The sequence below is a fragment of the Cognatilysobacter segetis genome, from assembly GCF_004359965.1.
In the GTDB taxonomy this organism is placed as follows: Bacteria; Pseudomonadota; Gammaproteobacteria; order Xanthomonadales; family Xanthomonadaceae; genus Cognatilysobacter; species Cognatilysobacter segetis.
The window spans coordinates 1-12812 of the sequence record NZ_SMRQ01000033.1 but is presented as its reverse complement, the minus strand read 5'-3'; the positions used below and the strand labels follow the sequence as shown (position 1 = coordinate 12812).

Below are 12812 nucleotides of genomic sequence, written 5' to 3'. Positions count from 1 at the left end.
CGGGCCGCCGGTGTCTCCGGCGTGGTCCGAGGATTGTGCCAGAGCCCCGTCGCAGCCCGTGCGCGCCTTGTGGCTGCAGGCCGCCGCGGCGTAGAATCGGCGGCCCAGGAGACGGCCGGATGCCCGATCCGGGCCAGGTGCGGAGAGGTGTCCGAGTGGTTGAAGGAGCACGCCTGGAAAGTGTGTAAGCGTCTAAACCGCGCTTCGGGGGTTCGAATCCCCCTCTCTCCGCCATAACACCGCCGCGCATCGCGGCGTGCTCCACGCAAGTCTCTATGGTGGCCCCGTCGGCCCCTCGCGACGCTAGGTCGAAAACCCCGCCAGGGCCGGAAGGCAGCAACGGTATCGACTGATGCGGGTGCCGAGGTCAGCCGGCGGGGTCATCGCCCATCAGGGTCCAGGCACGCCGGCATCGCGCCGGGTCCGCACCGCCGCCGCGCCGGGCGTCGACCGGTCATGGGCCCGCCTTGCGTCGGCTGTGCACCACGCCACCGCCGTTGGACGCCGTCCTGATCACTCGGCATACAGACGCGTGAACGCATCGAAATCCGACACGTCGAGGATGCCCGCCACGAAATGGTGCGGCACGCTCAGGCGCACGTCGACGCTCTCCTCGTCGTCCGGCTGCAGCTCGAGCACCATCTCGAAATACGCGCCGTCCGGGTCGACCTTGCGGCACTCCACGTAGGCACCGAAATCGGCGCCCACCCGCAGCCAAGGCGTGAGCAGCGTGGCCAGCTCGATGCGGCCGGGCTCGTTCAAGAAGACACGGGTGCGTTGACGACGCTTGGACATGGCGCGGATCACGGGTCGGGGAATGGCACGACGCTAGCCCGTCCGGCGTGGTTGGTACGCGACGGCTCAGCCGTTCCAGGGCTCCGCACGACGGGCGGTCGGCTCGGCGAGCGCGATCCCCTCGCCCGGCTGTCCGACGCGGTAGCCCCGCGCGGCCAGCGCCGCGCCGTCCTCGGGGCTCGCGTAGTGATAGAGCAGGCAGCGATCGAGCAGGCCGCGCGGGTATTCGCGTTCGAGGTCATCGATGCCGCTGTGCGACGGATTGCCGTGGAGACCGCAGTCGTGCGCGATGACCTCGCCCGCATCGGCATGGCAGGCGAGCATCTCGGGGATCGGGCGGGTATCGCCGGTCCACACCACGCTGCCGCGCAGGCGCAGGCCGAACGCGGTATCCGGCCAATGGTGGCGCACGGGGAACACGTCGAGCCGCATGCCATCGTGCCAGAAGCCCTCGCCCACCGGCACCAGCCGGAACGCGTCCCAGAAGTTCGCGCCGCCCTCGGCCAGGACATTGGGATAGTCGGCGACGCGCCGGTGCAGCAGCGGCACCAGCGGGGCGGGCACGTAGACGACCGTGCGGCCGCAGCGCGCCGCGTCGAAATACGCATCGACGAACAGCCGCTCGAAGCCGCCGACATGGTCGAGGTGCGCGTGCGTGATGAAGAGTGCGCGCGGCGATTCGCCGTAGCGCGCCTGGTACGCGGTCAGGCCTTCGGCGCCGCAGTCGATCGTGAGCCACGGGCGACCTTCGCGCTCGATCGTCGCCATCGCCGAGCCCAGCGCCACCGCGGCCGCGTTGCCGACGCCGTGCAGGCGCAGTGTCCACTCGCTCATCGCGACTCCCATTCCGATTCGTAGGCCTCGCGCAGGCGCGTGAAATCCTCTTCGACGTCACCCACGTCGCGCACGCCGCGGCGCTTGAGCAGGGATCGGTGCAGGCGTTGCAGGTTGCGCTCGCGCCAGCCGCTGCCGATGGTGCGGAACAACCCTCGATCGAGGTCGATCACCCAGCCCTGCCCCTTCGCGTTGAACAGCAGGTTGTCGGCATTGAGGTCGGCGTGGTCGAGCCCCGCGCGGTGCATGCGCGCGACCAGCCGGCCGGCGTTGGCCCAGGGCGCGCGCGGCGACTGCGCGAGCGCCGCCAGCGTGCTGACGTGGTGCAGCCGCTCGACGAGGATCGCCGCGCGGTAGCGCATGCCGCGTCGCTCGTAGAACGCGGCGACCGGCGCGGGCACGGGGATGCCGCGACGGCGCGCCTCCTGCGTGAGGCGGAATTCGGCGACGCTGCGCACGTGTGCCTCGCCGAACCACAGGTAGTCGGCCGTGCTCATGCGCGCGACCAGGCCGCCGCGCCGGTACTGTCGCAGCACGCAGTCGCCGCCAGGCGTATCGACGTACCAGGCTGCGCCGCGGCCGCCGACATCCACGCTGCGCGCATCGTCGCCCCAGAAATCGGGCGAGAACCAGTCGGGTGTCGGTTGTGCCGCGCGCTCGGGGTCGAACACAATCGCGCCGCGGCCCGCAGGGCCGTCGAATTCGATCCGTGCGTCGGCATGCGCGGGCGCCATGACCGGAGTCTAGCAGCGCATGACAGCCCCTCTTCCGCTCGCGCCCGGCGCGCACGTCTGCCTGCTGCGCCTGTCGGCGCTCGGCGACGTCACGCACGTCCTGCCGCTCATCCACACGCTGCGCGACGGCATTCCCGACCTGCGCATCACCTGGCTGATCGGGCGCGGCGAGCACCGCCTGCTGGCGGGACTGCCCGGCGTCGACTTCATCGAGTACGACAAGAAGAGCGGGCTCGCGGGCATGCGCGCGGTGCGCCGCTCGATCGAGCGCCCCTTCGACGCGCTGCTGCAGATGCAGGTGGCCGCGCGCGCGAACCTGTTGTCGGCGTTCATCCCGGCGCGTCGCCGCATCGGCTACGACCGGTCGCGCTCCAAGGACCTGCACGGGCTGTTCGTCCGCGAGCGCATCGCCGACCGGCCGGGAATCCACGTGCTGGATGCGATCGGAAGCTTCTGCGAGCCGCTCGGCCTGGTGCAGACGCGGGTGCGCTGGGACATGCCCGTCCCCGCCGACGCGTTCGACTGGGCGGCGGCGCAGTGGCCGGACGACGGCCGCCGCACGCTGCTGATCTCGCCCTGCTCCAGCCACGTGCGCCGCAACTGGCGCAGCGATCGCTATGCCGCGGTGGCCGACCACGCGGCCGCCCGCGGCTGGCGGGTCGTGCTCTGCGGTGGCCGCAGCGATCTCGAGCGCGAGACGGGGGATGCCATCCTCGCCGCGATGCAGGCGCCGGCCCTCGACCTGATCGGCAAGGACACGCTCAAGCAGCTGCCCGCGCTGCTCGCCCGGGCCGACCTCGTGATGACGCCCGATTCCGGTCCGATGCACATCGCCAACGCGATGGGGACGAAGGTGCTCGGGCTCCACGCGGCCAGCAATCCGGCCCGCAGCGGCCCCTACAGCGATCGCCGCTACTGCGTGGACCGCTACGACGACGCGGCGCGCCGCTACCTGGGCAGGCCCGCCGCCGAACTCAAGTGGGGCACGAAGACCGAGTTCGACGGCGTGATGGACCTGGTGACCGTCGACGACGCGATCGCCGCGTTCGAACGCTACGTGGCGGATGTCGGCTGAGGCGGCTCGACCGCGGCGTGGGAGCGCCGGCGGCTCCCGACCCATCCGGCGCCTGCGATCGACGGCAGGAAGACCGGTGGATCAGCCCGCGGGCTGCCGGTAATCCTCGTACGACTTCTCCTCGACGTAGGACGAGCCCAGCGCGAGGTTGATGTCCTTCTTGATGCGGGCGCGCTCGTCGTTCTCGAAGTACACGGCGCGGGCGAGGCGGATGAACTCCGCGTCGAAGGCCTGCTGCTTCTCCTTGACCCGGATGTCGTCCTCGATCACCCACAGCCGCTCGTTGACGGCCTTGAGCTCGGCGCGCAGCCGCACGATGTCGTGCCCGGCGGCCGGATGGGCCATCCAGGTCGACTCCAGGGCCGACAGCTCCTTGCGCACGTTCACGAGCTTGGCCTCGTCCTTCATGCGCTCGGACTTGATCTGCAGGATCGCGATCTTGTCCAGCAGTTCGCCGAACGACACCGGCACCAGGATCTCGGACATGGGCAGCCTCGCAAACAGGGGAGTCCCAGTTTAGCCCCGCCCCCGTCGCCCTTGTGGCACGGCCGCCCGCGCCGTATCATTCGCGGCCCCGCTGCACGTCGGCGGGCGCCACGGAGAGGTGGCAGAGTGGTTGAATGTACCTGACTCGAAATCAGGCGTACGTTTATAGCGTACCGAGGGTTCGAATCCCTCCCTCTCCGCCAGTTACGAAGAAAGGGCCCCTCGCGGGCCCTTTTTTTATTTGCGACGTCCGACGGGATAAGTGTTTTCCCCGCCTTGCCCTCGGCGGTCCGCGCGCCGATGATTCGACGGGCCAGCCGCCGGCACGCGAGCCCATGATCGAATACGGACATCTCACCCACGCAGGACTGCGTCGCGAACTCAACGAGGACACCTACTACGCCGACGGCGAGCTCGGCCTGTGGCTGGTCGCCGACGGCATGGGCGGACACGAGTACGGCGAGGTGGCGAGCGCGCTAGCGCGCGACACGATCGTCCGTGAGATCCGCGACGGTACGCCGCTCGCCCAGGCGATCCGCATCGCCGACGAGGAGATCATCGCCATGTCGCGCCGTCGCAACGACGCGCTGCCGATGGGCACGACCGTGGTCGCGGCGCGCGTGCGCGGCGAGCGCTTCGAGGTGGCGTGGGTCGGCGACAGCCGCGTCTACCTGTGGCGCGAAGGCCAGCTGCTGCAGCTGTCGCAGGATCACAGCTATGTGCAGGAGCTCATCGCCAACGGGGCGCTGACGCAGGAACAGGCGCGCAGCCATCCGCACCGCAACGTGGTCACGCAGGCGCTGGGCGTCACCGACCCGCGCAGCCTCAACGTCGAGACCATGACCGGCGAGCTGCGCCCCGGCATGCAGCTGCTGCTGTGCTCGGACGGGCTGACGGAAGAGGTCGACGACCGCGCGATCGCGCGCGTGCTCGCGCACCTGGACTGCAGCGCGCAGGAATGCGCGGACACACTGGTCGCCGCCGCGCTCGATGGCGGCGGTTCGGACAACATCACCGTGGTGCTGGTGCGCCGCGCCTGATCAGGCGGGCGCGAGCGCCTCGCCGGCGTCCGCCGCGTCCTGGGCCAACCAGTCCCACACGGCCGAACCGGCCTTCTTCCTCAACACCGCCAGGCGCGCCTCGTGGGCCTCGAGTTCGCCCGCGGCCACCTGCACGCGCGGACGCGGGCGGCTGAGATCGATCTCGAACGGCAGAGCGTCGCCCGCGAGTTCGGCCGTGACCTCCCCGAAACCCAGGTCCGTCTGCCCGGACGTCAGCCCGATGTAGACCTCGGCCAATAGTTGGGCGTCGAGCAGCGCGCCGTGGAGCTGGCGGTGGGCGTTGTCGACGCCGAGGCGGCGGCACAGCGCGTCCAGCGAATTGCGCTGGCCCGGATAGCGCTTTCGCGCCATCAGCAGCGTGTCCTCGACCCGGCAACGGTGCGCGAGGCAACCGTAATGCGCGCCGCACAGGCGCAACTCGTTGTCGAGGAAGCCGACGTCGAACGCCGCGTTGTGGATGATCAGCTCGGCGCCTTCGATGAAGGCGAGGAACTCGTCGACGACCTCCGCGAAGCGCGGCTTGTCGGAGAGGAAATCGAGCGTGAGACCCGTCACTTCCTGCGCGCCGGGTTCGAAATCGCAGTCCGGGTTGAGGTAGCGGTGGAACGTACGCCCGGTCGGACGGCGCTCGACGAATTCCACGCAACCGATCTCGACCACGCGGCAGCCGCGTTCCCAGCTCAGGCCGGTGGTTTCGGTATCGAGGATGACCTGGCGCATGGGAGATCCGTTACGTCGTCGCGCATAGCCTAACGACGCCGTGTCGCACGGGGGTGTGCGCATGCGGGCCGCGCGAGCCGGTTCACGCGTGCTGGCGCGAGCCGGCCTTGATCGCCGTCGCCGCGTCCCGGGCGAGCACGTCGACGCGCTCGTTGTCCGGATGGCCGTTGTGGCCCTTCACCCAATGCCAGCGGATCTGGTGCCGTTGCGTCGCCGCCTGCAGGCGTTCCCACAGGTCGCGGTTCTTGACCGGGTCGCCGCCCGCCGTCTTCCAGTTGCGGCGCACCCAGCCGGGCATCCATTCCGTGATGCCCTGCCGGACGTACTGCGAGTCGGTGTAGAGATCGACGCCGCAGCCTTCCGTCAGGGTCTCCAGCGCCTGGATCGCCGCCATGAGCTCCATCCGGTTGTTCGTGGTGTCAGGTTCGCCCCCGGACAGCTCGCGTTCGCGCCCCTTGTAGCGCAGCAGTGCGCCCCAGCCGCCTGGGCCGGGGTTGCCCAGGCAGGCGCCGTCGGTGTGGATCTCGACCGCCTTCATGTCCTTCATCGGGTTTTCGCGCATCCCCCATTGTGCCCGGCCGCCGGCCCGGACCGCTCGTCGGGAGCCCTCCATACGAATGTGTACGTGACCGGACCTAGTTAAATCAGTCATTTAGCCGGCATTGCTCAAGGTGTCCGGCCGGTGAGGGACGCCTGTCACGGTCACCGAGGGTTGACGGAGCCGACCCCGGTCGGCAAGGTCGCCCCTTCTTCGGGACCAGCACCGCAGCCGTTCAGCGTATTCAGGTATCGCGCTGAGGTGGCACTAACCGATGGAGGTACTTGCCATGCGTCTGCAGCCGTTGAGTGCGCGCGTCGACAACTACATCTGGGTACTTCGTAACACGCAGGGCCGAGCGCTGGTGGTGGATCCCGGCGAAGCCGGCCCGGTTTTCGAGGCAGCCAACGCCGACGCCTTCGAGCCGGCCGCGATCCTGCTGACGCACCACCATGCCGACCACGTGGCCGGTGCCGCCTCCCTCGTGGAGCGCTGGCACGACACGCCGGTCTACGGCCCGGACGACGACCGCGTCGGCCTGCCCATGCACCGTCCCGCCGACGGCGAGACGTTCACGGTCGACGACTGGTCGATCCGCGCCATCCACGTGCCGGGCCACACCCGTACGCACATCGCTTTCTACGTCGAGAACGCCGGGAATTCGCCCGTGCTGTTCTGCGGCGACACCCTCTTCAGCCTCGGCTGCGGGCGCTTGTTCGAAGGCACGGCGGCCGAGATGGAGAACTCGTTGGGGAGGCTCGCGGCGCTCCCCCCGGACACCCGGGTCTGCTGCGGGCACGAGTACACGCTGGCCAATGCCGCATTCGCGGTGGTGGTTGAACCCGACAACGCGGCGCTCCGGCACCGCATGAAGGAGGCCAAGACCATGCGAGACGCCCAACAGCCCACGCTCCCGACCACGCTCGGCAGCGAACTGGCCTGCAATCCGTTCCTGCGTTGCGACGCCCCTGCCGTCGTCGACGCCGTATCCCGCCGCCTGGGTCGCGCGCCTGCCGGCCGCGTCGAAACCTTCGCCACGCTCCGCGCGTGGAAGGACGGATTCGCGGCATGAACACTCTCTTTAATAAGACGAGCGCTGCGGCGCTCGTGGCCGCGCTCGGCGTCGCGTCGACCGGCCTCGCCCACGCGGCCGATGCGCGCAGCGGCCGCGAGATCTACGAGCATTTCCGCTCGGGCCTCGCCGAGCCGTCGTGCCCCGCCGAGCCGTCGCGCTGGTCCCGTCAGTTCGCCCACGCACCGGAGCGGCTCGCCAATCGCGACGACAATACGATGGTGCTCTTCGGCCACGTCGTCGAATCGGTGCGCGCGGCGCACCTGCCGACCGAATACGCGCTGATCCCCTTCGTGGAAAGCGGCTACAAGCCCACCGCCCGCAGTTCCGCGGGCCCGGCCGGCCTGTGGCAGATGATCGCCACCACCGCACGCAACCATAAGGTTCCGATGCGGCCGGGCTACGACGGCCGCATGTCGCCGATCGACTCGACGAAGGCGGCAGTCCGCTACCTCAAGACCCTGCACGGCATGTTCGGCGGCAACTGGCGCCTGGCGGTCATGGCCTACAACGCAGGCGAGTACCGCGTGTTCGGTGCGCTGAAGCGCGCGGGCCAGACGCCGCGCACCGCGAAGCCGGAGACTCTTGCCGGCCTGTCGGGCATCACCCAGGCCTACGACGACAAACTGCACGCGATCTCCTGCGTGATCGCCCGCGCCGACGACCAGCCGCGCTTCCTCGCGTCCCTCGACCGTCCGGTCCGCGAACTCGCCCCGATCGCCTCGTCGCAGACGCTGGTCGCGATGGACACGCCCAAGTCCGCACCGGCGGTGGCGTCGATCCTCGCGCCGGGTTCGGCCGCGGCGGCATTGGGCGCGGCCGCCGGCGAGGCGCCGGCCAGCTCGATCGTCGCCGCCGTGCTGTCGCCCACCGCCACTCCGGCCGCGTCGGTCGCGACCTCGGCCGCGCCCCTCGCGACGGCCGCCATCGCGGTGTCGAACTCGCCCCGCCGCCATATCGTCGCCGCGGGCGAAAGCCTGTGGATGATCGCCCGCCGCTACAAGGTGACGGTGGCCGAACTGCTCAGCCTCAACGGGCTCAAGGCCGGCAAGCTGCTCGCGCCGGGCATGGTGCTGGCGGTCGACTCGCTGGCGTCGAAGTAGCCTCGCGCACCGGCGGCGGGCACACTACGCGGCCTTGCCCGCCGTTGCGGGCGCCAGTCACGGAGAGCACATGGGTTTCCTGCAGGGCAAGCGCGCACTGATCACGGGCATCGCGAGCCAGCGCTCGATCGCCACGGGCATCGCCGAGGCGATGCGCGCCCAGGGCGCCGAGATCGCGCTCACGTACCAGAACGACAAGCTGAAGTCGCGCGTGGAGGCGGCTGCCGCCGAGTACGGCAGCGACATCGTGATCCCGCTCGACGTCACGTCCGACGAGCAGATCGCGCAGTGCTTCGAGCAGCTCGGGCAGCGGTGGGACGGTTTCGACATCCTCGTGCACTGCATCGCCTATGCCCCGCGGGAAGCCATCGAAGGCGAGTTCCTCGACGGTCTGACGCGCGAGAACTTCGCGATCGCGCACGACATCTCGGCGTATTCGCTCGCCGCGCTGGCGAAGGCGGCGCGCCCGATGATGCAGGGCCGCAACGGTTCGATCCTGACGCTCAGCTACCTCGGCGCCGAACGCGCGCTGCAGAACTACAACGTGATGGGCGTGGCCAAGGCCAGCCTCGAGGCGACGGTGCGGTACCTCGCGCTGAACCTCGGTCCGGAAGGCACGCGCGTCAACGCGATCTCCGCCGGCCCGATCAAGACGCTCGCGGCCGCCGGCATCGCGAACTTCCGCAAGATGCTGCACCACTTCGAGACCTATGCGCCGCTGCGCCGAAGCGTGACGATCGAGGACGTCGGCAACGCCGCCGCCTTCCTGTGCTCGGACCTCGCGGCGGGCATCACGGGCGAAGTCACCTACGTCGACTCCGGATACAACATCCTCGGTATGACCGGCATCGGCGACGAAGACTGAGAAGATCCATGAAGAAAGCCCGGCACCGCCGGGCTTTTTTTTGCTCGTGCTTCGGCAGCGGACACCCGTTCGATCCGCAGCCGAAACGAAACGGCCCGCCTCCAGGGCGGGCCGTTCGCTCCAAGGATCCCAGCGGTCAGAGGTTCGACGCGTTGACGTCCACCTTGTAGCTGCGACGCAGGGCGCGGACCGTCGTATCGAAATCCACGAAGCCGTGCAGCTGCGAAATCTGCGAGGCGATCTGGCCGATATCGCCGCCAACGTCCTGCGGCGTACCCGGGTTGATCGCGTCGACCACGAACACGACGCCCCGTCCGTCGGGCAGGACCTTCGAACCCACAGCCTTGCGGCCCTTCGGCGCGTACGCGGAGAAGAACGCATCCGAGACGCCCGGTGCGAGCACGTCGGCGCCACGCGGAACGCGTAGCACTGCCTTCGGCGCCGCCAGCCCCTGTGCCATCGCCACCTGGGCGAGCGACTGACCGGACTTGACCTGCGCGACGACCGCGTCGGCCCGCTTCTGGGCGGCCTTCATCACCCGGTCGGCGCGGATCGCGGCGATCACGCGATCGCGGACTTCCGCGAGCGACAGCTGGCGCGCGGCGTTGTGCGCGGTGACGCGCAGCAGCACGGTGTGCTCGTTCCCCACCTCGATCGGATCGGACACCATGCCCTGCGCGATGGCGGACTCCGAGAAGGCGGTGCGCTGCACCATCGGATGGGCGAGGACGCCGGAGGCCTGGCCGCGGGCGACCGGGCCGGCCGTGAGCACGGGCAGGCCCACCTGGCGTGCCGCCGGGCCGAGCGAGGACGGGTTCTTCAGCACGGCGTCCACGATCTTCGACGTCACGTCGTTGAACTGCTTCTCGCGCGCGCTGTCGATCACTTCCTTCTCGAGCGCCGGGCGCACCTGCTCGAATGCCTCTTGGCGACCCTGCTGCACCTGGCGCAGCTGGATCACATGCCAACCGAATTCGGTGCGGACCGGATCGCTGACCTGCCCCGGCTGCATCGCGAACAGCGCCTTCTCGAACGCGGGCGCGAGGGCGCCCTTCGCGACGAAGCCCAGATCGCCGCCAGCGGCCTTGGAGCCGGTGTCGTCGCTGTTCGCACGTGCCAAGGCCCCGAAGTCCGCGCCGGGCGCACGCGCCTGCGTCGCGAGCCGCGCCGCCTTCTCGCGCGCCGACTTTTCGACCGCGGCGCTGGCCCCGGCCGGCACGCTGATCAGGATGTGCGACGCCTGACGCTGTTCCGCGGCGACGAAGCGGGACTTCTCCTGCTCGTAACGCTCGCGCAACGCGGCCTCGTCGACCGCCGGAACCGGCAGCGTCGAAGCATCGATGTCGACGTATTCCAGCGAGACCGTTTCGGGCGCGCGGTACTGCGACAGATGCGCGCGATACCAGCGCTCGATCTCGGCCGCGGGAACGGGGGCCGTGTCGACCGGCAGCGCCGGCAGCTCGACGACCGACAGATCGCGCCGCTCGCCGAGAAGCGCCACCAGGCGCTCGGCCTCGGCCTTGGTCGCGAACGCGCTGCTGCCGAGCGTGCTGCGCAGCAGCGACTGCGCGAGCCCCTCGCGCACGAGCTGCTCGAACTGCGCTTCGTTGCGAGGGGGACTCAGCGTGCGCAGCGCGATGCGGTACTGCTGGAGATCGAACTTGCCGTTGCTCTGGAACGCGGGGATCGCGGCGATCTCGCTGCGCACCATCGCGTCGCTGACCGTGATCGCCTGGCGCTGCGCCCAGAGCCCCTGCACGCGCTCGTCGATCAGGCCGTCGAGCACCTTGCGCTTGCTGGATTCGCTTTCGAACTCGCGCGCGTCGAACTGCGCGCCCTGCTCCTGGCGCGCGGCCTGCCTCGCCTGCTCGAAGCGGTCGCGGAAATCGCGCTGGCTGACGTCCTGCCGCTGCCAGAACATCGACACGGGCCAGAACGAGGGTGCCGAGCTCCACCACGCCGGAGGCGCACTGATGGATGCCACGGGCATCTCGCGCGAGCGCTGGAAGTAGTCCTGGACGCCGACGAAGGCGAACGGCACCACGAGCAGGCCGAGCACGACGGTGGCGACCCAACCGGAAGTCTTTTCGCGAAGGTTCTGCAGCATTGCGGCACGGCTAAGGGCGAAGCCCGACAGTGTAGCCGCTTGCACGGGCCGACGACGGATGCCGAGCCACCGCGCCGATCGCCGGACAAAAGAAAAGCGCCGTTTCCGGCGCTTTTCGAAAAATGGCGGAGCGGACGGGACTCGAACCCGCGACCTCCGGCGTGACAGGCCAGCATTCTAACCGACTGAACTACCGCTCCATTTCTACTGCTCGACAGCTGTGCAGCTGCCCGCGACATTCGCATTGCTGCCCGGCGTGCGGTCCGGAAAACGAAGGCGCCGCGAACGGCGCCTCCGGAACAACTGGCGGAGCGGACGGGACTCGAACCCGCGACCTCCGGCGTGACAGGCCAGCATTCTAACCGACTGAACTACCGCTCCATTTCTACTGCTCGACAGCTGTGCAGCTGCCCGCGACATTCGCATTGCTGCCCGGCGTGCGGTCCGGAAAACGAAGGCGCCGCGAACGGCGCCTCCGGAACAACTGGCGGAGCGGACGGGACTCGAACCCGCGACCTCCGGCGTGACAGGCCAGCATTCTAACCGACTGAACTACCGCTCCATTTCTACTGCTCGACAGCTGTGCAGCTGCCCGCGACATTCGCATTGCTGCCCGGCGTGCGGTCCGGAAAACGAAGGCGCCGCGAACGGCGCCTCCGGAACAACTGGCGGAGCGGACGGGACTCGAACCCGCGACCTCCGGCGTGACAGGCCAGCATTCTAACCGACTGAACTACCGCTCCATTTCTACTGCTCGACAGCTGTGCAGCTGCCCGCGACATTCGCATTGCTGCCCGGCGTGCGGTCCGGAAAACGAAGGCGCCGCGAACGGCGCCTCCGGAACAACTGGCGGAGCGGACGGGACTCGAACCCGCGACCTCCGGCGTGACAGGCCAGCATTCTAACCGACTGAACTACCGCTCCATTTCTACTGCTCGACAGCTGTGCAGCTGCCCGCGACATTCGCATTGCTGCCCGGCGTGCGGTCCGGAAAACGAAGGCGCCGCGAACGGCGCCTCCGGAACAACTGGCGGAGCGGACGGGACTCGAACCCGCGACCTCCGGCGTGACAGGCCAGCATTCTAACCGACTGAACTACCGCTCCATTTCTACTGCTCGACAGCTGTGCAGCTGCCCGCGACATTCGCATTGCTGCCCGGCGTGCGGTCCGGAAAACGAAGGCGCCGCGAACGGCGCCTCCGGAACAACTGGCGGAGCGGACGGGACTCGAACCCGCGACCTCCGGCGTGACAGGCCAGCATTCTAACCGACTGAACTACCGCTCCATTTCTACTGCTCGACAGCTGTGCAGCTGCCCGCGACATTCGCATTGCTGCCCGGCGTGCGGTCCGGAAAACGAAGGCGCCGCGAACGGCGCCTCCGGAACAACTGGCGGAGCGGACGGGACTCGAACCCGCGACC

Annotated in this window: 12 protein-coding genes, 9 tRNA genes and 1 other RNA gene; 8 read left to right on the top strand and 14 right to left on the bottom strand. The window is 69.3% G+C overall.

Annotation, left to right across the window (positions count from 1 at the left end):
• Window positions 1-141: 141 nt before the first annotated feature.
• Both E4F61_RS08780 and ffs read left to right on the top strand, forming a co-directional pair.
• Window positions 142-234: transfer RNA gene (locus E4F61_RS08780), tRNA-Ser, on the top strand.
• Between the two features lie 50 nt (window positions 235-284).
• An RNA gene (gene ffs, locus E4F61_RS08775) (signal recognition particle sRNA small type) lies at window positions 285-381 on the top strand.
• A 132-nt stretch (window positions 382-513) separates the two neighbouring features.
• On the opposite strand, the gene E4F61_RS08770 is transcribed toward ffs, so the two are convergent.
• The 3 genes from E4F61_RS08770 to E4F61_RS08760 all read right to left on the bottom strand — a co-directional run bounded on the left by E4F61_RS08770 (window position 514) and on the right by E4F61_RS08760 (window position 2363).
• A complete protein-coding gene (locus E4F61_RS08770) occupies window positions 514-762 on the bottom strand; it encodes a hypothetical protein (protein WP_133479292.1) in 249 nt (82 codons plus the stop codon).
• Between the two features lie 99 nt (window positions 763-861).
• On the bottom strand, window positions 862-1629 hold the full coding sequence (locus E4F61_RS08765) for an MBL fold metallo-hydrolase (protein ID WP_133479291.1): 768 nt from the start codon (window positions 1627-1629) through the stop codon (window positions 862-864).
• The gene (locus tag E4F61_RS08760) at window positions 1626-2363 is read right to left on the bottom strand and encodes a 3-deoxy-D-manno-octulosonic acid kinase (RefSeq protein WP_133479290.1); all 738 of its coding nucleotides are present in this window, start codon (window positions 2361-2363) and stop codon (window positions 1626-1628) included. Before E4F61_RS08760 ends, E4F61_RS08765 begins: the two co-directional genes overlap by 4 nt.
• A gap of 19 nt (window positions 2364-2382) precedes the next feature.
• Between E4F61_RS08760 and E4F61_RS08755 the strand changes: the two genes are divergently transcribed.
• Complete coding sequence (locus E4F61_RS08755; protein ID WP_133479289.1) at window positions 2383-3438, top strand: glycosyltransferase family 9 protein; 1056 nt, start codon at window positions 2383-2385, stop codon at window positions 3436-3438.
• 81 nt (window positions 3439-3519) lie between these two features.
• Here E4F61_RS08755 and E4F61_RS08750 read toward each other — a convergent pair whose 3' ends face one another.
• On the bottom strand, window positions 3520-3924 hold the full coding sequence (locus tag E4F61_RS08750) for a DUF6165 family protein (RefSeq protein WP_133479288.1): 405 nt from the start codon (window positions 3922-3924) through the stop codon (window positions 3520-3522).
• A gap of 112 nt (window positions 3925-4036) precedes the next feature.
• Between E4F61_RS08750 and E4F61_RS08745 the strand changes: the two genes are divergently transcribed.
• Both E4F61_RS08745 and E4F61_RS08740 read left to right on the top strand, forming a co-directional pair.
• A tRNA-Ser gene (locus tag E4F61_RS08745) sits at window positions 4037-4127 on the top strand.
• Window positions 4128-4259: 132 nt separating this feature from the next.
• A complete protein-coding gene (locus tag E4F61_RS08740) occupies window positions 4260-4964 on the top strand; it encodes a PP2C family protein-serine/threonine phosphatase (RefSeq protein ID WP_133479287.1) in 705 nt (234 codons plus the stop codon).
• Here E4F61_RS08740 and dnaQ read toward each other — a convergent pair whose 3' ends face one another.
• Window positions 4965-5705 carry a DNA polymerase III subunit epsilon gene (gene dnaQ, locus E4F61_RS08735; RefSeq protein ID WP_133479286.1) on the bottom strand — a complete coding sequence of 247 codons (741 nt, stop codon included), beginning with the start codon at window positions 5703-5705 and terminating at the stop codon, window positions 4965-4967.
• A gap of 82 nt (window positions 5706-5787) precedes the next feature.
• On the bottom strand, window positions 5788-6243 hold the full coding sequence (gene rnhA, locus E4F61_RS08730) for a ribonuclease HI (RefSeq protein ID WP_133479316.1): 456 nt from the start codon (window positions 6241-6243) through the stop codon (window positions 5788-5790).
• Between the two features lie 289 nt (window positions 6244-6532).
• Between rnhA and gloB the strand changes: the two genes are divergently transcribed.
• The 3 genes from gloB (at window position 6533) to E4F61_RS08715 (ending at window position 9283) form a co-directional block, all read left to right on the top strand.
• Window positions 6533-7315 carry a hydroxyacylglutathione hydrolase gene (gloB, locus tag E4F61_RS08725; RefSeq protein WP_133479285.1) on the top strand — a complete coding sequence of 261 codons (783 nt, stop codon included), beginning with the start codon at window positions 6533-6535 and terminating at the stop codon, window positions 7313-7315.
• Window positions 7312-8418 carry a lytic transglycosylase domain-containing protein gene (locus E4F61_RS08720; protein ID WP_133479284.1) on the top strand — a complete coding sequence of 369 codons (1107 nt, stop codon included), beginning with the start codon at window positions 7312-7314 and terminating at the stop codon, window positions 8416-8418. Before gloB ends, E4F61_RS08720 begins: the two co-directional genes overlap by 4 nt.
• Before the next feature lie 70 nt (window positions 8419-8488).
• Entirely contained in the window at window positions 8489-9283 is a 795-nt protein-coding gene (locus tag E4F61_RS08715) for an enoyl-ACP reductase FabI (protein ID WP_133479283.1), read from the top strand.
• Between the two features lie 136 nt (window positions 9284-9419).
• Here E4F61_RS08715 and E4F61_RS08710 read toward each other — a convergent pair whose 3' ends face one another.
• The 8 genes from E4F61_RS08710 to E4F61_RS08675 all read right to left on the bottom strand — a co-directional run bounded on the left by E4F61_RS08710 (window position 9420) and on the right by E4F61_RS08675 (window position 12676).
• Window positions 9420-11390, bottom strand: coding sequence for a SurA N-terminal domain-containing protein (locus tag E4F61_RS08710; protein ID WP_133479282.1), 1971 nt, complete (start codon window positions 11388-11390; stop codon window positions 9420-9422).
• Between the two features lie 123 nt (window positions 11391-11513).
• A tRNA-Asp gene (locus E4F61_RS08705) sits at window positions 11514-11590 on the bottom strand.
• A gap of 104 nt (window positions 11591-11694) precedes the next feature.
• Window positions 11695-11771: transfer RNA gene (locus E4F61_RS08700), tRNA-Asp, on the bottom strand.
• 104 nt (window positions 11772-11875) lie between these two features.
• A tRNA-Asp gene (locus E4F61_RS08695) sits at window positions 11876-11952 on the bottom strand.
• Between the two features lie 104 nt (window positions 11953-12056).
• Window positions 12057-12133: transfer RNA gene (locus E4F61_RS08690), tRNA-Asp, on the bottom strand.
• A gap of 104 nt (window positions 12134-12237) precedes the next feature.
• Window positions 12238-12314, bottom strand: a tRNA-Asp gene (locus E4F61_RS08685).
• A 104-nt stretch (window positions 12315-12418) separates the two neighbouring features.
• Window positions 12419-12495: transfer RNA gene (locus E4F61_RS08680), tRNA-Asp, on the bottom strand.
• A 104-nt stretch (window positions 12496-12599) separates the two neighbouring features.
• A tRNA-Asp gene (locus tag E4F61_RS08675) sits at window positions 12600-12676 on the bottom strand.
• Window positions 12677-12812 lie beyond the last annotated feature (136 nt).

What these genes read in the sequence shown, in the direction of transcription:
- E4F61_RS08765 (WP_133479291.1), bottom strand. Translation starts at nt 1,629, where the DNA reads ATGAGCGAGTGGACACTGCGCCTGCACGGCGTCGGCAACGCGGCCGCG.
- E4F61_RS08760 (WP_133479290.1), bottom strand. Translation starts at nt 2,363, where the DNA reads ATGGCGCCCGCGCATGCCGACGCACGGATCGAATTCGACGGCCCTGCG.
- E4F61_RS08755 (WP_133479289.1), top strand. Translation starts at nt 2,383, where the DNA reads ATGACAGCCCCTCTTCCGCTCGCGCCCGGCGCGCACGTCTGCCTGCTG.
- E4F61_RS08750 (WP_133479288.1), bottom strand. Translation starts at nt 3,924, where the DNA reads ATGTCCGAGATCCTGGTGCCGGTGTCGTTCGGCGAACTGCTGGACAAG.
- E4F61_RS08740 (WP_133479287.1), top strand. Translation starts at nt 4,260, where the DNA reads ATGATCGAATACGGACATCTCACCCACGCAGGACTGCGTCGCGAACTC.
- dnaQ (WP_133479286.1), bottom strand. Translation starts at nt 5,705, where the DNA reads ATGCGCCAGGTCATCCTCGATACCGAAACCACCGGCCTGAGCTGGGAA.
- rnhA (WP_133479316.1), bottom strand. Translation starts at nt 6,243, where the DNA reads ATGAAGGCGGTCGAGATCCACACCGACGGCGCCTGCCTGGGCAACCCC.
- gloB (WP_133479285.1), top strand. Translation starts at nt 6,533, where the DNA reads ATGCGTCTGCAGCCGTTGAGTGCGCGCGTCGACAACTACATCTGGGTA.
- E4F61_RS08720 (WP_133479284.1), top strand. Translation starts at nt 7,312, where the DNA reads ATGAACACTCTCTTTAATAAGACGAGCGCTGCGGCGCTCGTGGCCGCG.
- E4F61_RS08715 (WP_133479283.1), top strand. Translation starts at nt 8,489, where the DNA reads ATGGGTTTCCTGCAGGGCAAGCGCGCACTGATCACGGGCATCGCGAGC.
- E4F61_RS08710 (WP_133479282.1), bottom strand. Translation starts at nt 11,390, where the DNA reads ATGCTGCAGAACCTTCGCGAAAAGACTTCCGGTTGGGTCGCCACCGTC.